Source organism: Bradyrhizobium sp. BR 10289 (assembly GCF_019455385.1).
Classification (GTDB): domain Bacteria; phylum Pseudomonadota; class Alphaproteobacteria; order Rhizobiales; family Xanthobacteraceae; genus Bradyrhizobium.
Genome location: NZ_JACOFR010000036.1, coordinates 25,836 through 48,304, shown reverse-complemented (window position 1 = coordinate 48,304; position 22,469 = coordinate 25,836). Strand labels below are relative to the sequence as shown.

The 22,469-nt window shown below is 63.1% G+C and carries 23 protein-coding genes; 10 read left to right on the top strand and 13 right to left on the bottom strand.

The features are described 5' to 3' along the window. Positions 1–7: 7 nt before the first annotated feature. Positions 8–1,894, top strand: coding sequence for a CHASE2 domain-containing protein (locus HYH08_RS35055; RefSeq protein ID WP_220014378.1), 1,887 nt, complete (start codon positions 8–10; stop codon positions 1,892–1,894). A 9-nt stretch (positions 1,895–1,903) separates the two neighbouring features. Here HYH08_RS35055 and HYH08_RS35050 read toward each other — a convergent pair whose 3' ends face one another. Beyond that, on the bottom strand, positions 1,904–3,229 hold the full coding sequence (locus tag HYH08_RS35050; RefSeq protein ID WP_220014377.1) for a glycosyltransferase: 1,326 nt from the start codon (positions 3,227–3,229) through the stop codon (positions 1,904–1,906). A 197-nt stretch (positions 3,230–3,426) separates the two neighbouring features. On the opposite strand from HYH08_RS35050, the gene HYH08_RS35045 reads away from it, so the two are divergent. From HYH08_RS35045 to HYH08_RS35025, 5 genes are all read left to right on the top strand, one after another. Beyond that, complete coding sequence (locus HYH08_RS35045; RefSeq protein ID WP_220014376.1) at positions 3,427–4,194, top strand: class I SAM-dependent methyltransferase; 768 nt, start codon at positions 3,427–3,429, stop codon at positions 4,192–4,194. After that, positions 4,122–4,958, top strand: coding sequence for an SDR family NAD(P)-dependent oxidoreductase (locus HYH08_RS35040; RefSeq protein ID WP_220014375.1), 837 nt, complete (start codon positions 4,122–4,124; stop codon positions 4,956–4,958). Before HYH08_RS35045 ends, HYH08_RS35040 begins: the two co-directional genes overlap by 73 nt. 57 nt (positions 4,959–5,015) lie before the next feature. Then, entirely contained in the window at positions 5,016–5,993 is a 978-nt protein-coding gene (locus HYH08_RS35035) for an ATP-grasp domain-containing protein (protein ID WP_220014374.1), read from the top strand. Then, positions 5,971–6,651, top strand: coding sequence for a metallophosphoesterase family protein (locus HYH08_RS35030; protein WP_220014373.1), 681 nt, complete (start codon positions 5,971–5,973; stop codon positions 6,649–6,651). Before HYH08_RS35035 ends, HYH08_RS35030 begins: the two co-directional genes overlap by 23 nt. A gap of 75 nt (positions 6,652–6,726) precedes the next feature. Continuing rightward, entirely contained in the window at positions 6,727–7,494 is a 768-nt protein-coding gene (locus HYH08_RS35025; RefSeq protein WP_220014372.1) for a class I SAM-dependent methyltransferase, read from the top strand. A gap of 47 nt (positions 7,495–7,541) precedes the next feature. Here the strand turns inward: HYH08_RS35025 and HYH08_RS35020 are convergent, their stop codons facing one another. Together HYH08_RS35020 and HYH08_RS35015 are read right to left on the bottom strand one after the other, a co-directional pair. Continuing rightward, positions 7,542–8,252, bottom strand: a complete 711-nt coding sequence (locus HYH08_RS35020) for a WbqC family protein (RefSeq protein WP_220014371.1) — start codon at positions 8,250–8,252, stop codon at positions 7,542–7,544. A gap of 27 nt (positions 8,253–8,279) precedes the next feature. Then, positions 8,280–9,026, bottom strand: coding sequence for a glycosyltransferase family 25 protein (locus HYH08_RS35015; protein ID WP_220014370.1), 747 nt, complete (start codon positions 9,024–9,026; stop codon positions 8,280–8,282). 174 nt (positions 9,027–9,200) lie between these two features. Here HYH08_RS35015 and HYH08_RS35010 point away from each other — a divergent pair, with 174 nt between their 5' ends. Together HYH08_RS35010 and HYH08_RS35005 are read left to right on the top strand one after the other, a co-directional pair. Next, positions 9,201–10,373 carry a DegT/DnrJ/EryC1/StrS family aminotransferase gene (locus HYH08_RS35010; protein ID WP_220014369.1) on the top strand — a complete coding sequence of 391 codons (1,173 nt, stop codon included), beginning with the start codon at positions 9,201–9,203 and terminating at the stop codon, positions 10,371–10,373. A 56-nt stretch (positions 10,374–10,429) separates the two neighbouring features. Beyond that, positions 10,430–11,458 carry an NAD-dependent epimerase/dehydratase family protein gene (locus tag HYH08_RS35005; protein WP_220014368.1) on the top strand — a complete coding sequence of 343 codons (1,029 nt, stop codon included), beginning with the start codon at positions 10,430–10,432 and terminating at the stop codon, positions 11,456–11,458. Between the two features lie 4 nt (positions 11,459–11,462). Here the strand turns inward: HYH08_RS35005 and HYH08_RS35000 are convergent, their stop codons facing one another. The 4 genes from HYH08_RS35000 to HYH08_RS34985 all read right to left on the bottom strand — a co-directional run bounded on the left by HYH08_RS35000 (position 11,463) and on the right by HYH08_RS34985 (position 15,021). Beyond that, entirely contained in the window at positions 11,463–12,968 is a 1,506-nt protein-coding gene (locus tag HYH08_RS35000; RefSeq protein ID WP_220014367.1) for a glycosyltransferase family 39 protein, read from the bottom strand. A gap of 7 nt (positions 12,969–12,975) precedes the next feature. Continuing rightward, positions 12,976–14,103, bottom strand: a complete 1,128-nt coding sequence (locus HYH08_RS34995) for a glycosyltransferase family 2 protein (RefSeq protein ID WP_220014366.1) — start codon at positions 14,101–14,103, stop codon at positions 12,976–12,978. A 239-nt stretch (positions 14,104–14,342) separates the two neighbouring features. Continuing rightward, positions 14,343–14,546: a hypothetical protein gene (locus HYH08_RS34990; protein WP_220014365.1), complete on the bottom strand. Its 204-nt coding sequence runs from the start codon at positions 14,544–14,546 to the stop codon at positions 14,343–14,345. 85 nt (positions 14,547–14,631) lie between these two features. Then, complete coding sequence (locus tag HYH08_RS34985) at positions 14,632–15,021, bottom strand: hypothetical protein (RefSeq protein ID WP_220014364.1); 390 nt, start codon at positions 15,019–15,021, stop codon at positions 14,632–14,634. A 104-nt stretch (positions 15,022–15,125) separates the two neighbouring features. On the opposite strand from HYH08_RS34985, the gene HYH08_RS34980 reads away from it, so the two are divergent. Together HYH08_RS34980 and HYH08_RS34975 are read left to right on the top strand one after the other, a co-directional pair. Next, a complete protein-coding gene (locus tag HYH08_RS34980) occupies positions 15,126–15,962 on the top strand; it encodes a DUF72 domain-containing protein (RefSeq protein WP_220014363.1) in 837 nt (278 codons plus the stop codon). Between the two features lie 8 nt (positions 15,963–15,970). After that, positions 15,971–16,432: a DUF488 domain-containing protein gene (locus tag HYH08_RS34975; protein ID WP_220014362.1), complete on the top strand. Its 462-nt coding sequence runs from the start codon at positions 15,971–15,973 to the stop codon at positions 16,430–16,432. A 214-nt stretch (positions 16,433–16,646) separates the two neighbouring features. Here the strand turns inward: HYH08_RS34975 and HYH08_RS34970 are convergent, their stop codons facing one another. From HYH08_RS34970 to HYH08_RS34945, 6 genes are all read right to left on the bottom strand, one after another. Beyond that, entirely contained in the window at positions 16,647–17,561 is a 915-nt protein-coding gene (locus tag HYH08_RS34970; RefSeq protein ID WP_220014361.1) for a PhzF family phenazine biosynthesis protein, read from the bottom strand. Between the two features lie 125 nt (positions 17,562–17,686). Continuing rightward, on the bottom strand, positions 17,687–18,583 hold the full coding sequence (locus HYH08_RS34965; protein ID WP_220014360.1) for an amidohydrolase family protein: 897 nt from the start codon (positions 18,581–18,583) through the stop codon (positions 17,687–17,689). A 22-nt stretch (positions 18,584–18,605) separates the two neighbouring features. Beyond that, positions 18,606–19,847, bottom strand: coding sequence for an MFS transporter (locus HYH08_RS34960; RefSeq protein WP_220014359.1), 1,242 nt, complete (start codon positions 19,845–19,847; stop codon positions 18,606–18,608). A 54-nt stretch (positions 19,848–19,901) separates the two neighbouring features. Beyond that, the gene (locus tag HYH08_RS34955; RefSeq protein WP_220014358.1) at positions 19,902–20,633 is read right to left on the bottom strand and encodes a GntR family transcriptional regulator; all 732 of its coding nucleotides are present in this window, start codon (positions 20,631–20,633) and stop codon (positions 19,902–19,904) included. Between the two features lie 121 nt (positions 20,634–20,754). Then, complete coding sequence (locus HYH08_RS34950; RefSeq protein ID WP_220014357.1) at positions 20,755–20,952, bottom strand: hypothetical protein; 198 nt, start codon at positions 20,950–20,952, stop codon at positions 20,755–20,757. 195 nt (positions 20,953–21,147) lie between these two features. Next, a complete protein-coding gene (locus HYH08_RS34945; protein ID WP_220014356.1) occupies positions 21,148–22,455 on the bottom strand; it encodes an adenylate/guanylate cyclase domain-containing protein in 1,308 nt (435 codons plus the stop codon). Positions 22,456–22,469: the final 14 nt, after the last annotated feature.

Below are 22,469 nucleotides of genomic sequence, written 5' to 3'. Positions count from 1 at the left end.
GTACGTCATGACGAGACGCGTTCAGATTCTGCTGGCCCTTGTTCTCACCGCACTGTGGGGCGCGGGCATCTATACCGCGCGCGCCAACGGGCGTCTGAGCTTTCTCGATCGGCTCGAGGCGACGCTGACCGATCTGCGGACGCAGGTGCGCGGCGTGCAGACCCCGCCCGATCTCGTCACCATCGTCGCGATTGACGACACAGTCGTCAAACGCGGCGGCAGCTATCCGCTGCCGCGCGCCGATCTTGCCCGTGTCGTCGACACCATCGTGCAGTTCAAGCCGAAGGTGGTCGCGATCGACTTGCTGCTGGTCGACCGCAGCGCCGCGATCGGCGACGCCACGCTCGCCAATACGCTCGCCACCGGTCCCATGGTGCTGGCCGCCGCGGCGATCTTTCCGTCCGGCAGCGAGACCGTGGAACGCAGCAGCCAGGGCCCCCTCGCCGGCCTGCCGCAGGCCGAGCGTTTTCTGCTGCCGCTGCCCGCTTTCGCCGAACACGCCGAGGTCGGCGTTGTCAACGTCGCGACGGGGCAATCGGGCTCGCCGCTCGCGGTGCCGATGCTGTTCCGGACCCGCGACAAGGTTGAGCTGTCGTTCCCCTTGCGCGTCGCAACGCGTGCGCTCGACAAGCCGCTGACGATCACGCCCGACCATCTCATGCTCGGCGACCGCGCGGTGCCGACCGATACCGACTTCGCGCTGCCGATCACCTATTACGGTCCGCGCCGGACCATCCGCACCGTCAGCGCGCAGAGCATCTTCGACGGCACGCTCAATCGCGCGGCGATCGAGAACCGCATCGTGGTGATCGGCGCCGCAGTCGCGGGCGGCGGCGACTTCTATCCGACGCCGTTCGATTCCCTGATGCCCGGCGTCGAGGTGGTCTCAACCGCAATCACGCATCTCGTCGCCGGCGATGGCATCGTGCGCGACCGCAAGGTTCGCATCGCCGATGCGCTGACCGCGATCCTGCTGCCGATGCTGCTGGTCGGCCTGCTCGCCTGGCGGCGCAGTGCGCTCGGCATCATCGCGGCCGCCGCGGTGATGATGGCCTGGGGCGGACTCAATCTGTTCGCGTTCACGCACGGAATCTGGCTGAATGCTGCAACCACGCTCGCCGCTGCTGTGCCGCCGGTTGCGGTGTTTGCCGGCGTGCAGCTGTGGGCGGGAGGCCGCCGCACGCAATATTTCGCCGACAAGAGCCGGTCGCTCGCGCAATTCCAGGCGCCCGCGGTGCAGGAGTGGCTCGCGCGCGATCCGAACTTCCTGTCCAGTCCGGTCCGGCAGGATGCGGCCGTGGTCTTCATCGATCTCTCCGGCTTCACGGCGCTGAGCGAAGGGATCGACCCGGACGAACTCCAGGATCTCCTGAGGGCGTTTCACGCAGCGATCGACAAGGCGGCGGTCGATTGCGGCGGCCTGATCACGGGATTTCTCGGCGACGGCGCGATGATCCTGTTCGGCCTGCCCCGCGCGATGCCGGATGATGCGGCACGCGCGCTGAAATGTTCGATCGATCTGTATCGCAGCGTCGATCGCTGGATCGCGTCGCTGCCATCCGCGGTCCGCGGCAAGCTCGGCTTCAAGATCGGCACGCATTACGGCCCGATCGTCGCCTCGCGCCTCGGCGAAAGCCATCAGCACATCACGGCGACAGGCGATACCGTCAACGTCGCGAGCCGCCTGATGGAGGTTGCCGCCCAGAACAGTGCGCGGCTTGCGCTGACCGATACGCTGCTGGACGCCGCCGATTTCCACGGCGCCCCCGACGGAATCCTGACGGGGCCCCTGCTCACGCAGGTCCGCGGCCGCTCCGGCGTCGTGACCGTCTGGTTCTGGCGCGACCAGGACCAGTCAGGCCAGGCCGCAGCCAGGGCCGAGATGATCGAGTGAGGCGACGGATCAGCTCGGTTCGAGAACCAGCTTCTTCAGATGACCCGCAACGCTGTGCTCGGAGACCGCATCGAGACGCAGCCCCCGCTCGGCCCAGATCTTTTCCCACAGATGCACACCGGCGACCCGGGGATCGCTCAACAGATCGAAGCCGGCCCGGCTTTCGGTGGCGAACAGATCCACCTCGTGCCAGTCGATCGCGTTGAAGGCCGTCGGCGGCAGAACGCAGGATTGCAGTTCCTCGTCGTTCGACAGCAGCAGATATTCGCTGAGCAGCAGCGGCCCGACCGCGCCGTATTCGACGCGCCGGTCAAGGGAGAAGCGTTGGAGCGCAAGGGCATGCAGATTGGCCATGTGCGGCGATCCCTTGGGCGCGCGCATCGCCCCGCCGACGCAGACATGACCGTTCTCGACACCGGACCATTGCGTTGAAAACACGTGCTCCGATGCGAAATCCAGCGGCTTGACGAGGACGATGTCCGTATCGAGCCACCATCCGCCGAATTCGTGCAGGACGGCGTAGCGGAAGATGTCGCTGAAGTAGCGGATCTCGCTGTGGATCATAGCCTGGTGGTAGGTCGATCGCGGTACGACGCTTTCAGCATCCGTCACCACGACCCCTGCTGGTACCAGCGCCTGCATCGTCGCCACGTCATCATAGGTGTACAGCGTGACCGGATGGCCCTGGCGGATCATCGACCGAAGTGCGAGATGCGACATCGCGCTCGGCAGCGCGTCCGACCAGAAGCAGTGAATGGGATCGCGGGCCTTCGCCTCTTGAGCTGCGCTACGAAGGTGAGGATTGAATTGCGCGGTCAGCGCATTCCAGCCGTCGCGAGGTGCAGAGCGGCAGTCGCTAAGGAACGGCATTTTCTGATAGGCCCGCGCGATCACGAAGCAGAGGTTCGCCTGGTTGCCGTGCCCCGCCCGGCTCAGGGCGTGGCCATAATTGTCCCAGATCGAGGGATCGACGGGATCGAGATCCACCGCGCGCTGAAACGCTTCCAGCGCCTCTTCCTGCAGCCCCTTGCCTTGCAGGGCCGTCCCGAACGTCGCCAGGTAAGTCGCCTTCATCTCGTTCGTGAGCGCGCGGCCGGCCCACTGGATGGCGGCATCGTAGTTGCCGTTGAGCAGCGACACACCGGCCATGAGATGAAGCAGGCCGGCATGGGTTGCGTCCGCGGCCAGTCCCTCCCGACAGCGCGCTTCGGCCTGCGCGAGCTCGCCTGTCTTCAGGTGCCGCAGGCAGATCTGGTAATATTCATCCCGCGTCAGCGACGACGGCTCTGTCGATATCTCGTTTGCTCTTGCGAGAGAGCCGTCGTGGTAATTCATCGGATACCTTCCAGATCATGGGACAGCAGGCAGCAACCCGCCTTCCGAGTCTTCGGAAGGCTCGCCGCCACGCGACTATCCCGCCCGTAGCTTGCACGAAGCTTGACACCGCATTCGCCCTGCAGCGGTGCCGCGTGGCGAATCAAAGGGGCCGCTGATATGGCAGCGAACAGCGATCGGTGCGCTCGATCCGATCTTTGGGTCTGGCCTTCGGCGGAGAGGACGGTCATTTGGCCACGAACAATCAACTGGACGTCCATGTCGCCGCCTATCAAGGCGAGAACATCTACGATTTCGACAACGAAATCGTGCTGACCTGGTATCCGAAACGCATCGCGCGCGTCGTGAGGGCTCCGCGCGCCGTTCTGGATCTCGGACTAGGCCACGGCTTTGCGACCGAGATTTTCTCGGGCGGACCTGGCCGTCACGTCGTCCTCGAGGGATCTCGCGCGGTCATCGAAAACTTCAAGCTGAGATATCCGGGCAACAAGAGCGAGCTCATCGAGACCTATTTCGAGGAGTACGACACTGATGAACGATTCGATCTCATCGTCATGGGGTTCGTCCTCGAGCATGTCGACGACCCGCTTCTGATCCTGAACCGCTTCAGGAAATTTCTCGCACCCACGGGCAAGCTTTTCGTGGCGGTCCCGAATGCCGAAGTAATGAACCGGAGGCTGGGGAATCTTGCGGGAATGCTCCCTGATATTCAGGCCCTCTCCGAGCACGACCGGATTCTCGGGCACCAACGATATTTTACCGCCGCTTCTCTCACCGAATTGGCCGGCGATGCCGGCTACAAGATCGAGAGGATGGAGGGCATTTACCTCAAGCCGTTCGCGACCCGCCAGATCTTGTCGTTGAATCTGGACAGCGACATCATTCAGGCCTTGTGCGAGCTCGGAATCGAATATCCGGAACTATCCGTTGCGATGCTCGCCCAACTCACTCCGGTCGATCCGTGAGCGCGCGGAAAGCTGAAAGCCACGGCATGAACCTACACATTGTCACGGGCGGATCTCGCGGTCTCGGTCGATCACTGGTCAACTTCCTTGCTGAAAGTGGCGACGACGTTGCCGACATTTCACGATCGGGCACCTTTTGTGACGCGAAACTCCGTTCCTTCAATTGTGATCTGTCGAGCGCAGAGTCCAAGGAGCCGGTGTTTCAGGACATCTTTCGAACGTTTCCGGTCAAGCGCTACGATCGCATCACCCTGATCAACAATGCGGGTATCGTCGATCCGATCAAGCACGTCGTCGACCTGGACGCGGCGTCTGTTGCCAGGAATATTGCAATCAATCTGGTGGCACCGATTGCTTTGACATCGGCCTTTCTGAAACGCTCATCCGATTTCGACGGGCTCAGAATCGTCGCCAATATCTCCAGCGGCGCGGCCAGCCGGCCCAAGGGAAGCTGGGCGACCTATTCCGCAGCGAAAGCCGGCCTCGAATGCTTCTCGACGGCGCTCGCGCGGGACTTTGCGAATGATGATCGCGTGAAGTCCGTCATCTTCGAACCAGGCATCGTCGACACCGACATGCAGGCGCGGATCCGCGACACTGATCCGGCCAATTTCGATGAAGTCGCGCAATTCCTCACCTTCAAGAAGAGTGGACAGCTGCTTTCCGCCGAAACGGTCGCAGCGGCGCTCGGAGCGTTCGTCTTGAGGGACGATCTCGCGTCTCTGACGAAGGTATCGATCCGCGATCTGATCAAGTCACAATAGTGCGCCCGCAGATTCAATGCCGGTCCCCATGGAAGCTCTTCATCGCAGGCAAACATCGTGACGACAATCCTGGTGTCCGGCGCCGCCGGAATCGTCGGCTACGGAATACTGCGCTCCCTCATTATGTCGAAGCGACCGATGACACTCGTCGGCACCTCGATCTACACCGACTCGGTCGCACCGGGGTTTTGCGACGTCTTTGAAGTCGTACCCAGGACCGATGCACCTGACTACCTCGACCAGCTTCTCGCGCTGCTGCGCAAGCATCAGGTCGACGTGGCATTCCCCGGCATCGATGCGGACATGTACAAATGGGCGGATCATGTCGCCGAGATCGAAGCAACCGGAACGAAGGTCGTCCTCAATTCGCGCGAGCTGATTTCCCTGTGCTCCGACAAATGGGCATTCTATGAGCGGCAGCAGGACCTGATGCCGACCTATGCAATCCCGAGCTATCTGGACATCGACTTCGATGTCCTCAAGGCAAATTGCGGCCTTCCGTTCCTGGTGAAGCCGCGCCGCGGCTTTGGCTCCAAGGGCATCGCTCTGGTCGCGACGGCGGAGCAGCTTGCCAGGATTGCTCCCGCGACGAGGGCGACCTTGATGGCCCAACCCGTTGTCGGACGCGATGACGAGGAATTCACGGTGTCCGCGTTCTGCGACGGCAAAGGCGGCTACTCGGCCTCCATGGCGCTCCGGCGAAAGCTCTCCAGGGAGGGATTTACGGAAAAGGCCGAGGTCGTCGATCAGGCCGAATTCTCGGAAGCGGTCCACGATCTGTGCAGGGCGTTTGCGCCGATTGGGCCGACCAATTTTCAGTTTCGCAAGACCGATGCCGGTTTGAGGTTGCTCGAGATCAATCCGCGGATTTCGTCATCGACGTCGATCCGCGCCGCCTTCGGCTACAACGAAGCGCTCATGGCGGTCGACATGGCCGTCGAGAAGCGCCTGCCGGCGCAACCGGACATCAAGCGCGGCAGAGCCGTCCGCTATACCGAGGATTTCATCTTCCATGACAATAGCGCTCATCTCTGACATCCACGGAAATTACGAGGCGCTGAAAGCGGTTCTCACCGAGATCGACCGCATGCGCGTCACCGAGATTGTCTGCGTGGGCGACGTGGTCGGTTATTACTCCCAGGTCAACGAATGCTGCGACGAGTTGAAACGGCGCGGTATCCCGAGCGTTATCGGCAACCACGACTGGTACCTTGGCTTCGGCGGTTTCTGCACCCGATCCAGGAGCGTGAACGAGTGCCTGGTCTATCAGCGGAAGGTGATTACGTCCGAGAACGCGAACTGGCTGAGGAATTTTCGCCTGCACATGCGGATCGGGACTGTTCAGATCGTTCACGCCGGCTGGGGCGACCCGATCGACGAGTACCTCACCAATCCCAACGAAGACTATTTCGCGCGGCTCTCCGGCACCCATTTCGTGAGCGGCCATACCCACGTGCAAAGCATCCACCGCTTCGGCGAAAAGACCTACTGCAATCCTGGTTCCGTCGGGCAGCCGCGCGACGGCGATCCGCGGGCCGCCTTTGCAACCTTCGACGGCGAGACCTTCGAACTGCATCGGGTCGAGTACAATATGCAGACGGTCTTCGACCTGATGGAAGCGGCGGGCTTCCACGATTACTACTATGGCGGACTGAAGACTGGCGCCAGAAATCTGAGACGGCTCGCGGATTGAGCGCAATCTTTAAACGTTGTCTTCCTCCCCAATCACCCTGAAAACCAACGTCAATCGGCCTTGTGAGCATAAATCATGACATCGAACGATCCGCAGGACGCACAGAATTTTACCTTTGCCGCCCAGGACGAAGTGGCCGCCTACGGCCGGCTGCAAGAACTGATGAAGACCTCGCCGATGCCTCCACGCGAATTCCACGCGAATCTCGGCCTGTTCCTGAACCGTCCATCGCTCGCACGCATTCTCTTCATGCATGACCTCTATTCGAAGACCCTGCACACGCACGGCGTCATCATGGAGTTCGGGGTGCGATGGGGCCAGAACATGGCACTGTTCACGACGATGCGTCACATCTACGAACCCTACAACATGAGCCGCAAGGTGGTCGGCTTCGATACGTTCGAGGGCTTCCCGTCAGTCGCACCTCAGGACGGCGATTTCGACGGGCTGAAGGTCGGCGGACTCAGCGTCACGCCCAACTACGAAGACGTGCTGGCAGACATCCTTTCGGCGCAGGAGAAGCTCGCGCCGCGCAGCCATCTGCGCAAATTCGAGCTGGTCAAGGGCGACGTGACCGAAACTCTTCCCGTGTATCTGCAGAAGCACCCCGAGACGATCATCTCGCTGGCCTATTTCGACCTCGACCTCTACGAACCGACGAAGCGATGCCTCGAGCTCATTCGCCCCTATCTGGCGAAGAACAGCATCGTCGGATTTGACGAGCTGGTGCTCGCCGAGAACCCGGGCGAAACCCTGGCGTTGCGCGAGGCCTGGGGCACCCAGGGCTATCGCATCTGCCGCAGCACGATCTCGCCGCAGCAGAGTTACGTCGTGTTCGAATAGCGGCCGATTTGGTGCCAAGCCGTTTCCGGACGGAGGCGGTTTGCGGCCTACACGTCCTGTCGAACCAGATCGTAGTTTTCGGCGATAACCTCGCTCAATTTCGGAACCGAATTGAACATCAGCAAATCGACGATCGACAGATACGGCACGTGAGGCTCACCGAACTGCTCATAAGGAAACGGTCTTGCCCGCAGTGCCCTGAATTCCATTCCGCGGGCACTGAAAGCCCTGGAATCGTAGAGCTCCAGGCCACCGATCGCGTTGATATACGTCTTCGCGCCCTCGGCTTCGCACAATGCGAGCACCTTGTCCTGGAATTTGAGCGAGTGGTCGATCGGCACCTGCGAGGAGATTTTCAGGGGAGTTTTCAGGCCGAGATGTGCGCAGATCAGCTGCAGTGAATTGAAGAGATAGCGAAAGAGATTGGGATCTTGAAAGCCCACGATCTCTTCCAGAAGCGGAAAGGTCTGCTTGAAGAAGGGCGCGGTGCGATAGGCGCCCCGCCACTGGTTGAGCAGCTTTGCACGATCGAAATCGGCCGCCAGCTCCCGGTCGCGAACGTCCAGGGCATCGGAATCCTTCTTCAACGGCAATGAGAACAGGGCGTCCTTGCCGTTGACCAGCATCCGGTTGCGGTTGATCCAGCCCTTTTTGACGTATTTGATGTTGTCGTAGACGATGAAGAGATCGACTGCGCTGATGAGCTGGAAGTAGCCGATATAGGGAAGAAAATACGGCTGCATGATAGCGAGTTTCATCGTGTGCGACGCCCTGCTCTTACGTGCTCAGCCCCAGGCACGCGCATCGTGCGTGAAGGTCGTCGACGTCGAATTGTCATTGCGCGGCACCACGAGCGGTGCGAAGCAGGCATACGCCCGCATAAAACGATAGATGCTGTTGCCCATTCCATCCAGCCCGTGCGTCGCCAGCGCGCGATTGCCGAGCGCCTCGATCTGCACCGGCCGGTTATCCATCGGGAAACAAAGCTCCAGGAGCCGCTTCGCGCCTGCGGGAGATATCAGGTTCCCGGCCGGACCAAAGCAGGTGTTGAGCCGGAACGCGGCAACAGGGGAAGTAGCAAGTTGGAAAGCGGTTTCGCTCCGGTCGTCCGGATGTCGGGGCCTGAACGTCATCATCGACTTCATGCCGAGGGCGATCTCGATATCGAGTACGGAATCCGTATTGTAGCCAAGGACCAGGAAATCCCAGTTTTCGAGCGACGGAAGCAGCTCCTGCAAACGCGCGATGACGTCGTGACGGATCGTGCAATCGTCCTCGAACACAAGAGCGGGCTCATTCTGCCCGGCGATCCAGTTCAGGATCCGCCATAGCGACGCCGCACCGCCAACGGCTCCCCTCGTGAACTTCGAGCCCGGCGCAACAAGCCCCATCGCCATGACGTCCTCATCGGTGAGCTCCAGGCCGTTGACCGCCGAGAAGCGCTCGAAAGCAATTCCGCAGCCCGCGTTCCTCTCCAGGAAGCGTTGATATTTTTCCGGGCAACGATCGAGATTAACGACGAAGTTCTTCATGTGCGAAAAGCACCATTGGCGAATGGACACCGGTGAAGGCCACTCAAATATGATTCGCCGTCATCCCCGCTAGTCCAAAACGCGTGTCAATCGCGGCCCCCCGTTGCACAGGAATGCTCCACGCAAGTTTCGGCCTGTATCGATCACCCGTCATGGATTTTATCAGGACTCGAGATGAGTGACGGGCTCCCGCCTGAAGTTCCGACGCCCCGGGCCGAGCGTCCGCTGCATATCGTGCGCCCGAGGTTTCCGAGAACAGAGCAGTTCCTGACCGCGTTCGAAACTGCGCTCGAGACTGGCCAGGTTACCAACAATTCGCGCTGGGTCGTCGAATTCGAGAGGCGCTTGAGCGAATATCTCGGCGTCCCCACGCTCGTGTTCTGCAACGGCCAGATCGGCATGATGGCCATGCTGCGCGCGGCGGGAATCACCGGCGGCGAAGTCATTGTGCCGTCGTTCACCTTCAGCGCCACGCCACATGCCATCACATGGGTCGGCGCCGAACCTGTGTTTGCCGACATTGTCGACGACATGACCATGCGCCTCGACCCCGCGGACGTGGAACGCAGGATCACGGATCGCACGGTCGCCATCCTTGCCGTCGACGCTTACGGCGTCGCCAGCGACTACGCTTCGCTTGCGCGCATCGCCGAGCGACACAAGCTGAAATTCCTCGTCGACAGCGCGCCGTCATTCGGCACGCGCGTCGATGGACAACTTATCGGGGGCTGCGCGGACGCGCAGATGTTCAGCTTCCACGCCACCAAGGCCTTCGCCACGATGGAAGGCGGCTGCGTCTGCAGCCACGACGCCGAATTGCTCGCGCGGGTGAAGGCGATGCGCAATTTCGGGCAGGTCGACGGCGCCGACTGTCACGAGCCGGGCCTGAACGGAAAAATGCTGGAAATATCGGCCCTCATCGGCCTCGAGCAACTCAAGACGTTCGAGCAGGCCGTCGCGACGCGCCGTCGGGCCGTCGATCGCATGCGGACCGGCCTGTCGCGCATTCCCGGCCTGCTCGTCGGGCAAGAGCCCGCAGGCGTCGAAACCAATTGGCTCTACCTGCCGGTCGTGGTCGATGCCGGACAATTCGGTCTCGATCGCGAAGCGCTGGCATCGGCGCTCGAGACGCACAACGTTTTCGTTCGCAAATATTACAGCCCACCCTGCCACCACATGACGGCCTACAGCGCGCAGAAAGACGTGAAGTTGGCCGTGACGGAGCGGATCGCTTACAGCGTCATCGCGCTTCCTGTCTACAACGACATGACCGACGACGAATGCGATCTCATTGTCGCCGCCATCGAGCGCGTGCGCCAGTCGGCGCAAAACGGAAGCAAGTTCTAACCGCAGAGAACAGATCGCACCTCATGCGATGACCCCAAGGACATAGAAGTCGAACCATGCAGAAAGTTCTCGTCACTGGAGCAGGTGGCTATATCGGCATTCCCCTCTGCCAGATGCTGGCCCAGAAGGGTTATTCGGTGACTGCGCTTGATCGATGTTTCTTCGGCCGGGATCGCTTCGCGCAGGCGGCTTCGCACCCAAATATCAAGATGCTCATCGAAGACATCCGCACCGTGGACCCCCAGCAGTTCGAGGGCATGGATGCCGTCATCGATCTGGCTGGACTGAGCAACGACGCCTCCGCCGAGATCGATCCCGAACTGACGGTCTCGATCAACCATCAGGGTGGCGTTCGTCTGGCGCGCGCGGCCAAACGGGCCGGCGTTCGCCGCTATGTCTATTCGAGCTCGGCATCGGTCTATGGTCACGGCCAGGAAGTCTCGTTGAACGAGCATGCGGCCTGCCGTCCGCAGACGCTGTATGCCGAAAGCAAGCTTCACGTCGAGGACGAGCTGCGCAAGCTGCAAAGCGGCACGTTCGAAACGGTCATCCTGCGCAACAGCACCGTGTTCGGCCTTGCCCCGCGCATGCGCTTCGACCTCGCCATCAACGTCATGACGCTGCGCGCCTGGAAGGAGCGGGTGATCTACGTCATGGGGGGCGGCGAGCAGTGGCGGCCGTTCATCCACGTCCACGACGTCTGCCGCGCCCTGATCATGGGCATCGAGAGCGAAGCGTCGATCGTGTCAGGTGAGACGTTCAACGTCGGCGGCGACGATCTCAACTACCAGATCAAGCAGCTCGCCAACTTCGTCAAGGACATCATCCCAAACATCGTCACCCATACGATCCCGGATGCGACGGACAAGCGAACCTATAATTTGTCTTTCGCCAAGATCACCCAGCGCCTGAAATTCGATCCGTCCTCCCGCGTGCACGAAGGGATCGTGGAGATCAAACAGGCCCTGGAGCGGGGCACGGTCAGCGGTGACGATCCCACGACCCATACACTGGGATGGTATCGTTCCCTGATCGACTGGGAAAAGAGGATCAAGGAATTGTCGATCAACGGCAAGATCCTGTGATCGCTCAAGGCACCAGTTCGGGCGGCGGCGAGCGGTCGAGCACGTCGCCCTTGAGGCCTTCCAGCAAATCGATGCCGTAGCTTTCGACGACGAGCGGCCCGCGCTTGCGCTGCAATTGCGCGACTTGCGTCACCTGCGCGAAGAGGTCCTTGAGGGCGGGATGGCCACCTTCGCGCAGCTCGTCGACATAGATCAGCTTGCCGGCAAGCAGCTTCGGATCGGGTTCGGGCATGTTGACCCAGCGGATCCGCTGGTTCTGCTGCACCACGCAGGTGCCGCGCGGCAAATAGAAGGTGAGCCAACCCGTGGTGCCGTAATCCGGTGCCAGCACGCAGGTCGCGCCAGTGCGGCTGCGCACCGCTTCGATCTCGCCCGCAAGCTCGCGCCAGCCGACGCCGACGCTGCGGACCGTGGCATCGCGGCGATAGCCGGACAGCCAGCCGGTGTTGGCCTGCACGATGAGGGCGGCGAACATCACGATGCCCGCAGGCGCGGCCCAACGCAGGCAGAAATCCGCCAGGCGTTGCGCCCGCGGCTTCCATTGCGCGATGTTGGCGGCGACGGCTGCGGCCACCACGAAGGGCGGATAGACCGGCGCGAACCAGTTGGCCTCGACCCGGGCATGCAGGGAGTGCCAGACGAAATAGGCGACGATGGTCCAGAACATCGTCCCGATCAGCACGCGCGAGGCCAGCGCGCCGACCCGGCGCCAGGTCAGCGCGTGCAGGCCCATCGCGCCGAGAATGAAGGCCAATGGGGTTGCGAAGGCGATCTGGGTCGGGATCAGCTCGGCGATGAAGACCGGACGGAAATCCTCGATCTTGGCCCGCCCAAGTTGCTTGACGAACGACACCCAGTGATGATCCGCATTCCACAGGATCACCGGCGAGAACAGCGCGAGCGCAACGAGGCCGCCGAGATAGGGCCAGGGCGACAGGAACCAGCGCCGCAGCTTCGGCACCGATGCGAGCCAGATCAGGATCGCCGCGCCGAAGAACATCGCGGTGTACTTCGACAGCAGCGCCGCGCCGACAGCGACGCCGACCGCGAGCCACCAGACGCCGCGCCCGGTCTCCAGCACTTTTGCGAGGAAGAACAGCACGAAGCTGGAGGCAACCAGTAACGGCGCATCGGGCGTCACGATCAGCGTGCCGACCGAAGCCAGCAGCGTCACGTTGAGCAGGATGGCACTGGTCGCTGCCACGCGCGCGCCGCCGAACAGGATCGCGGCGGAGCGATAGATCGCATAGCTCATCGGCAGCGCGAGCAGGATCGAGACCAGGCGGACGCCGAACTCGGTGTCACCGGCGATCATGGTGCCGGCGCGGATGACATAGGCCACCATCGGCGGGTGGTCGTAATAGCCACCCGCGAGGTTTTTCGACCACATCCAGTAATAGGCTTCGTCGAAGGTGATCGGCGTGAAGGCGGCCGCGACCAGCCGCAAGCCCACCAGCGCGAGGATCACCAGCGTGGTGTTGCGGACGATCCGCGCGTCAGCTCCGCCCATCCTGCGGCTATTTCTTGCGCCAGACGAACAGTCCGGACATTGCGTAGTTCCACACCACGCCCATCAGCGCACCGGCCATGCCGGCCAGCCACCAGATCGGCTCCTGGTCGTAGACCGAGAAGGCGACGCCGACATTGGCAAGCAGTCCGACACCGCACACGATGTAGAACATGATGAGGCCGCGCAGCAGCGCAAAGCCCTTCAGCCGCTGGTCGCGATAGGTGAGGAAGTTGTTGAGGATGAAATTGCTGGTCATGGCGACGATGGCGCCGGCGGCCTGCGCCTCCGCAAACGGCGCCTTGAACAGCTGAAGGGCGACGAACAGCGTGGTCAGGTGCACGACGAGGCCTATGCCGCCGACCATCGCGAACAGGATGAAACGCAGCGAGACGATGTCGTTGGTCAGCTTGGCCAACACCAGACCGAGGAAGTCGAGCGCGACCATGGAATCGAGCTTGCTCTCGCCGTGCTGGCGGGCGCCGAAAGTGTAGGGAATCTCGACAGCGCGCAAGGAGCCATGCGCGGTCGCGACGAGATCGAGCAGGATCTTGAAGCCGTGCACCGACAGTTTTGGCGCGAGCTGCTCGAAGCGGTCGCGGCGGACCATGAAGAAGCCGCTCATGGGATCGGCGATTTCGACCCGCAGCATCTTCCTGGCGAACTCGGTCGCCAGCGCGCTGGCGCCGGCGCGCTGCTTGTTGAAACCTTCGCTCTTATAGCCCTCGATGTAGCGGCTGCCGACAACGAGATCGGCCTGGTCGCTGGCGAGCAGCAGCAGCATCTTCGGCAGCTGCGTCTCGTCGTGCTGAAGGTCGGCATCGATCACGGCCGCAAAGGGCGCGCTCGAGGCCAGGATGCCCTCGATGCAGGCCCCCGACAGGCCGCGGCGGCCGATGCGGCGGACACAGCGCACGCGGCTGTCCTTCTGCGCCAGGTCGCGCACAACATCCCAGGTGCCGTCGGGCGAATTGTCGTCGACGAACACGACCTCCCAGGCGACGTTGGCGAGCGTCGCCTCCAGGCGCCGGTACAGCACCGTGACGTTGTCGCGCTCGTTGAAGGTCGGGACGATGACCGACAGTTCCGGCCCCTCGTGGGCCTGACTGTGGGCGTCCGGTCTGATCGCTTCATTCATGACGGCAGCGTATATCCGCCGCGTCCTGCGCTGCCAAGCCGAGGTTTCCGAGAGAAAGGAGCAAAAGGGCCCAAAAATGCCAACGACCCCGGAACGGCGGACCGCGCGTACATCCGGCGCAGGCCCAAGCTATTCCAAGGTCGTTCCGGCGCCGGAGTTTTCGCTCAACGCCGCTGTTAGAAACCAAATGGGGACGGCAAATCCGCTTTTCAAGGGGGTGGAAGCCGCCTTTTTCAGGACTAGTTCGGGACTTCCTTGATCACCGGGCCGCGCGGTGCGGGCGCAACGGGTGCCGCCGGCGCCATGGCAGCCGGGGCCGGTTCGGCCTTGGCCGGCTTGGGCGGCTTGCCATATTGGCCGATCGGCCCGAGGAAGACGGCGGCCGCAAGCACGACCGCCGCGACGATTGCGCCCAGAATGCCACCCATCGACTCAGACGACATGGAACCTATCCCCGCTCCAGATGAGGCCGGTGATACCACGGATGAGCGCAGCGCCGGAAGAGCCCCCGGCGGCATCGGAGATGGGCTACTTCTGCGGCGGCCGGCGCTTGACGAAGGCCGTCACGATATCCTTCTGCGCCGACTCGACCGCCCTGTTCGCGGTCGCGAGATGGGCGCCGGCATCGATGGTCGGATATTGCATAGTCAGATAGTCGAGCAGGGCCACCCGGTAATATTGCCGCTCTGACGGACAGGCGCCCGCGATCGAGCGGCCGAAGTCCTGTTCCGACAGGCCCTGATTGCTATCGCGCGAATATTCCCGCGCGAGGCAATGCCAGTAATCGTCGCGGCCCTGCATCGCGAGCTTCTGCGCGCCCTTCGCACCATCCTTGGCATCGTCATCATCCGCCACGGCCGAAGCCATCATGGCAGCAGATGTCATCATCACGAGCGCCGCTCCCATCAGCATCCGCATCTTGTTCTCCTGTTCGTGCAGATTTCCGGGTCAGCTTAGACGGGACACGGCAACTGGCCAATCACAACACGTTTGATTAGGATGCCGCCCTCCCCTCCACGTCGATGCGAGATCCCTCCGTGGCCAAAGCAAAAACCGCGTCCAAAAAATCCGGCAACATCTTCATCGGCATCGGCGGCTGGACCTTCGAGCCCTGGCGCGGCGTGTTCTATCCGGAGAAGCTGACGCAGGCGAAGGAGCTATCCTATGCGGCGTCCAAGCTGACCTCGATCGAGATCAACGGCACCTATTACGGCTCACAGAAGCCGGAGAGCTTTCGCAAATGGGCGAGCGAGGTGCCGGAGGGCTTTGTCTTCTCGGTGAAGGGGCCGCGCTTTGCCACCAACCGCCGCGTGCTCGCCGAGGCCGGCGACTCCGTCAAGCGGTTCTATGATTCCGGCGTGCTGGAACTCGGCGATCATCTCGGACCGGTGCTGTGGCAGTTCGCGCCGACCAAGAAGTTCGACGGCGCCGATTTCGGCAAGTTCCTGGAGCTTCTGCCGCGCAAGCTCGACGGGCGCGCGCTGCGCCATGTCGTCGAAGTCCGCCATGACAGCTTCTGCACGCCCGACTTCATCACGCTGATCCGCGAATTCGAAACGCCCGTCGTATTCGCCGAGCACGGCAAATATCCCGCCATTGCCGACGTCGCTGGCGATTTCGTCTATGCACGCTTGCAGAAGGGCAATGACGAGATCAAGACCTGCTATCCGCCGAAACAATTGGACGCCTGGGCCGAGCGCTTTCAGGCCTGGGCCGCCGGCGGCGAGCCCGACGACCTGCCGAAGGTCGACAAAGCCAAACCGAAGAAAGAGCCGCGCGACGTGTTCGCTTATGTCATCCACGAGGGCAAGGTGCGCGCCCCGCACGGCGCCATGGAACTGATCGCGCGGGTGAGCTGAGGTGGCCCATGGCCAAGGCGAAAAAGCTCTTCACCATCGGCTATGAGCAGACGCCGCCCAAGGCGGTGCTGGACGAGCTGGAAGGGGCCGGCGTCAAGCTCGTGGTCGACGTGCGCGCGGTGACGTCGTCGCGCCGGCCGGGCTTTTCCAAGAAGCAGCTCGCCGCCGGCCTTGACGAGCGCGGCATCGCCTATGTCCACCTTGCCGCGCTCGGCACGCCGAAGGAAGGGCGCCTTGCCGCGCGCAGCGGGCAGTACGATGTGCTGGAGAGGATTTTCTCAAAGCACCTGAAGACGCCGGAAGCCCGGGAGCAGATGGACGAACTCTCCGCCCTGGTGAAGAAGGCCGGCCCCGTCTGTCTGCTCTGCTACGAGCGCGACCACACCCACTGCCACCGCCAGATGATCGCGGAGATCATCGAGGAAAGAGATGGGGTGGCGGTTAAGAATTTGGTCGGGCGGCAGGTGTAGCCGTCGTTTCGATGCCGGAGCCCGAGATAACGGTCAAGCAGTAGCCGTCATCCTGAGGTGGCCGCTTCTTCAGCGGCCCTCGAAGGACGACGGCGTGGCACGAAGCGGCACCTCGGCCGCACATCCTTCGAGGCTCGCAAGGGCTCGCACCTCAGGATGACGGGTCTACTAGGGGATGCCTGTAGCGAGAACAGGAATGACGAATGGCTACGAACTACCCCTCTCCTGCCAGCTTGAACGTCCCCTCCATCATCTGCACACATTGGCCGCCGACATGGGCGGAGACGACCTTGCCGTCCTGCTTGCGCACGCGCGTCTGCAGGATGCTCGGCCGGCCCATGTCAAAGCCCTGGCCGACGGTGAGCTGCAACTCGCCATCACGCATCGGATCGAGATCGGCAAACAGTGCGGCGGCGGCGACGGTGGCGCTGCCGGTGGCGGGATCCTCGGTGAGGCCGCTGGCGCCGCGCATGAACATGCGCGCCTGCCGCTCGCAAGGCGCCTCCGATGCGGGCACGTCGCGCGTGTAGAACCACACCGAGCGGGCGCCGTCGCGTGGCAGGACCTTGCCGTAGGCCGCAGCATCAGGCCGGGCCCGTTTCAGCGCCTCGCGCGAATGCAGCTCCATCACCAGAAACGCGTTTCCGACGGTGACAACGTGCGGAGCGTGGTTGTCGGTCCTGACATCATCTGCGCTCAGCGAGATGCAGCTCGCGGCTTCAGCCGGCGACAGCGGCGCGTGCCGTGCGAGCGGCTGCGGCGCGGTGAGCTCGGTCTTGATCACCCTTCCCTGCTCGCGCACGATCTCGACCGGCACGAGTCCGGCCTTCTCCTCGAACAGCAGACGCGGCTTCGGCTCCTTCGCCATCGAGGCCAGCACGAAGGCGGTGCCGACATTGGGATGCCCGGCAAAGGCGATCTCCAGCACCGGCGTGAAGATACGCACCTCCGCGTCATTGGCCTTGTCGCGCGGCGGCAGCACGAAGGTGGTCTCGGAATAGTTGAACTCGGTCGCGATCGCCTGCATTTGCTGCGTGGACAGTCCACCCGCATCGAGTACCACGGCGAGCTGATTGCCGCCGAAGGCGCGGTCGGTGAACACGTCGACGGTGATGTAGCGGCGCTGCATCGCTCAATTCCTCTTCACGCAAAGGGCGGCCGCAACCGGACGCCTCGCGCAGCACTCTACAAGCCGGCGATATCGCCCGTCATGCCCCAAAATTGAGTGCAATCGGAGCAATCGCGGAAGACGGATCAGAAGCGAAAGAGCGTCCTCGGTGACGCCAACACCTGCGCACGCTCGCTCTTGTCGACGATCAGCGCGTCGAGGAATTGCCGATTCTTCTCATAGCTCTGCGTGGCCTCGAACAGCGTGTGCGGCCAGTCGCTGCCCCACAACAAGCGATCGAGACCATAGGCATTGCGCAGCAATGGATAGGCCGCCCTGGCAAAATCCTCGCCGGCCGCGCCGTTGCGATACGGCGCCGAGATCTTGATCCAGACGTTTTTCGTCGCGCCCAGTTTCAGCACGGATTGGAAGCCGGGATCGGCGACACCGAGTCTTGGATCCGGAAGCGCGTAATGATCGAGCACGATTTTGACGCCGTGGTCGAGCAGCTGCGGCGCGAGCATGGCGAGATCGGCCGCGTTGCGCTGGATCTCGACCTGCCAGCCCATCGATTTTACATGTCCGAGCAGCGCTTTCCATTCGCCGGTCGCAAGATCAGGCAGCGGTTGGCCGACGAGATTGAGACGGATGCCGACCACACCGGCACGGTCGAGGGTGCGCAGTTCGTCTGCCGATATGGCAGGATCGACCACGGCGATGCCGCGCAGGCGGCCATCCGTCTGCTTCAGGCACGTGACCAGATAGGAATTGTCGGTGCCGAGAAAGCTCGGCTGCACCAGCACGCCGTTGGTCATGCCATTGCGGTCGAGCTGCTCCAGATAGAGCGGCAGCGGCGCGTCGTAATCGGGCGCATAGCGCCGGCCCGGAGCGAGTTTCAACCCGCGGTGAAAGACATGGGCGTGGGTGTCAATCGTCGGCAAGGCCGCCTCACTTTCGGCTTTGGTTGCGGCCATTATGGCGATCGACGCGAGACCGGCGCCGAACTGGCGGCGCGTCAGGCCGCGCTGGGACAATAATGTCATGATGGCGTCTCCCCATCCCGCGTCAGGCGCGCGTTGCCGCGGTCTGTTCAAAGACCTTGCCGCGGGTTTCGGGCAACATCAGAACCGCAATCAGCACCAGCGAATAGGCGAAGGCGGCATCGATGCCGATCGCCGCCCCGAGTCCGATATGGTCGCTGAGATAGCCGACCAGGAACGGGAACGCGGCGGAGACGATGCGGCCGAAATTGTAGCAGAATCCGACACCGGTGCCGCGCACGCCGGCGGGATAGAGCTCGCTGAACAGCGCCGCCATGCTGGCAGGTATGCCCGCGGAGAAGAAGCCGAGCGGAAAGCCGAGCACCAGCATCTCGCCGTTGGTCAGCGGCGCGAAGATGTAGACCAGCACGGTCGCGATGCAGGCACCGGCGAACAAGGCAACGTTCGCCCTGCGGCCGATGCGGTCGCTGATGATGCCGCTGGCGACGCAGCCGCAGAAGAAGGCGACGATGATGACGGCGAGATAGAAGCTGGAGCCCAGCACCGACAGGTGCCGCACCTCGCGCAAGAACGTCGGCAGGAAGGTGGTGAGCGCGGCGTAGCCGCCATGGGCGCCGATGCCGAACAGGCCGCCGATCAGCGTCGAGCGCAGCACGTCGCGATGGAAGATGCCGGCGAGCGTGGCAAAGAACGGCGTCTTTTCAGATGCCACCGCACGCGGCGGCTCCTTCAGGCCGCGGCGGATGAAGATGATGAGAAGCGCGGGCAACAGTCCGAGCGCGAACAGCAGCCGCCAGGCGATGTCGGCCGGCGCGTAGGTGAAGACCAGCGCCGAGAGCAGCACGGCCGCGCCCCAACCCACCGCCCATGCGCTCTGCACCGAGCCGAGCGCCTTGCCGCGATGTTCGGGGCGGATGATCTCGGCCATCAGCACCGCACCGCAGGCCCATTCGGCGCCGAAGCCGAGGCCCTGGATCGCCTTGAGGATCAAGAGCTGGGTGTAGGTCATCGCGAAGGCGCAGGCGAAGGTCGCGAGCGCGAAGGTGGCGACGGTGATCTGCAACGCCTTGACGCGGCCGAAGCGATCGCCGAGCGCGCCGCCGATCCAGCCGCCGAACGCACCGAAGAACAGCGTGATCGAACCAAGCAGGCCGGCATCAGCCTTGCTGATACCGAACGCCGCGATCAGTGCGGGGATGGCGAGGCCGAACATCTGGACGTCGAGCGCATCCAGCGCCCAGCCGCCGAAGCTTGCCCAGAATGTGCGCCGCTCCAGCGGCGTGCTTTCGCTGTACCAGTTCGACATATTTCCTAACCCCTGTACTCTTGTTGCTTGATTGGTGGATGAGAGCGGCTGCTCTCACCTGATCTCGACGTGGTAGCGGAAGCGATCCGCCGGCCCGCGCGAGCGGCGCCATTCGATCGGCCGCCGCTCGAGGTCGAGCGCGAGACGCTCGATCACGATCAGCGGTGCGTGGGCCGCGAGCCTGAGCAGGCGCGCCTGCATCTCGTTGGCGGTCTCGACCGTCAATATTTCCTCGGCGGAGACCACGACCTCGCCGCAGCGCTCCTCGTAGAGCGGATACAGCAGGTCGCCGAACTCGGCGGTGTCGATGTCGAGGATTTTCGAAAAGCGCGACTGCTGCAGCCAGATTTCTTCGGCGAGCAGCGGCACGTCGTCGATCAGGCGCAGGCGCGACAGGCTGATCACGGGCTCGCCGACGGGAATGCGTAGCGCCGAGGCCACAGCGGATGTCGCCGGCACGCTCTTGCGGCGGATGATGCGGCTCTTCGGCACGCGCCGCTCGCCGCTCTCCGACTGAAAGCGGAAGAAGCGAAACAGCGAGGAGTTGAAGCGTGCGCGGCGCACGAATGTGCCGCGGCCCTGCTGCCGCTCCAGCACGTTGTCGCTGACGAGCTGGTCGATCGCCTTGCGCACGGTGCCGATCGCAACGCCGTAATGCGCGCCAAGCTCGGCCTCCGACGGGATCGGCTCGCCTGGCCGCCATTCATTGCGGTTGATGCGCGCGGCAAGATCGTCGCGCAGAAGCTGGTAGCGTGGCAGGCGCTCGTCGCGCGGGGCGGAATTCATATAGTCATATAGATGACTAGATGAAATCGGAGTCAAGCGCTACCATGATACCGCGGCAGCCGGGAGGCAGTGCCCGCGGGGCCGAGTCGGCGGAGGTTGCCGACCCGGCCTCGCTCACACGTCAGTTCGCGGCCTTCGGCAGGCAGGGGGGCTGCGTGTAAGGCGCCGAGGCATAGGCGCCCTCCGCCGGAGCCCTGACGCAATCCGCGGCCGCCTTACTTACGGCGTGCCGCGGGGCAGCGGTACGGGCGGCCGCAGCCTCGGTCTGATAGACAGCGGCGGCGATCAAGGCGGCCGCAACAACGGGCAATCGGATCATGGATTTTCTCCGCGTGACAAACGGAAGCCGATGTTTCGGCCTCCTGAGTGCGAGAGCGGAGATCGCCACGCGATATTTCATCACGCGCTTTCAACGAAACGCGAGCAGCCTCACGCGCGCCAGGGGTCGCGCGTGAGCTTTCTTGTTCGAGCATGATCTTGTCGGAAAACCGCTTCGCACTTTTCCGGATCGTGCTTATCCCAGCTGAAACACGGGCACCTTCTGCTCGTAACCGCGCACCTCGACCTCACCAAGCGCGACGGCATCCTTGCCGTCCTCACCGAGCGCCTCGCGCACGGACGCCGAGATCAGCAGTTGCGAGCCGAACTCCTTGTTCAGCGCCTCCAGCCGCGACGCGAAGTTCACGGTGTCGCCGATCACCGTGTATTCCTTGCGTCGGGGCGAGCCGATATTGCCGGCGACGACCTCGCCGAAATGGATGCCGATGCCGATCCGCAGCGGCCAGCTGGTCTTCGCGTTGATGCGGTCCATCGCGGTCAGCATGTCGCGGCCGGCCGCGACCGCGCGGTGCGCGGCGTCGGAGGCCTCCAGCGGCGCGCCGAACAGCGCGAGAAAGCCGTCGCCGAGAAACTTGTTCACGATGCCACCGTGGCGGTCGAGAATATCGACCAGCACCGCGAAGGCACCGTCGAGCCGGTCGACCACCTGCTGCGGCGTGCGCGACTGCGCGCCTGCGGTGAAGCCGCGGAAATCGACGAACATCACGGCGACGCGGCGGAGATCGCCGGCGGCGCTGGTGCCCTCCGCCATCAGCCGCTCGACCACCTGCGGCGAGACGTGCTGGCCGAATAGATTCGTCACCCGGTCGCGGGCGGTCGCCGCTGCGATGCTCGCGGCAAATTGCCGCCGCAGCTGCGCGCCGACGGAGCCCGCGAGCACGCCGCAAACCAGGATGATGAGGCTGCGCACGGTGTGGAAATAGATCAGGGGTTCGCCGGTGTCGCTGGCCGCATTGTAATACAGCGCGATGGTCAGGAGTTCGGCCGCGGCGACGAATCCCGTGAAGGTCGACAGCCAGAAATCGAGCCGCAGCGTCGAAAGAATGACGAAGATGAAATAGACCAATGGCAACACGAAACCGAGTGCCTGGCTGGCACCCATGCTGTGAATCTGCAGGATCAGAATGATCGTCGGCAGCGATGTTTCGATCGTTGCGCCGATATACCGCCTGATCACCGGCAGGTCACGATCGAGCCTGAGGTTTCGCCGGATCTGGCTGTGAACCCAGACCTCGAAGAGCAGGAAACCCGCCACGAGCATGTATTCGCGAACCATGCCCTCCGTCCCGTGCCAGACCCGGTTCACGATGGCAGGGTCGATCACGAAGGTTGCCGTAAGCATGACGATCATGACGCAGCCCGTCGTGATCAGCGCCCGCACCCGCAACAGCTCGGTGCGAAGCACTTCCCGGGTCAGCTCGCGCTCGAACTCCTCCGACAAGACGGCCTTCTGCCGGGCTTTTCCGCTTGTAAGGCTGGCCATTCCATCCCCCGATT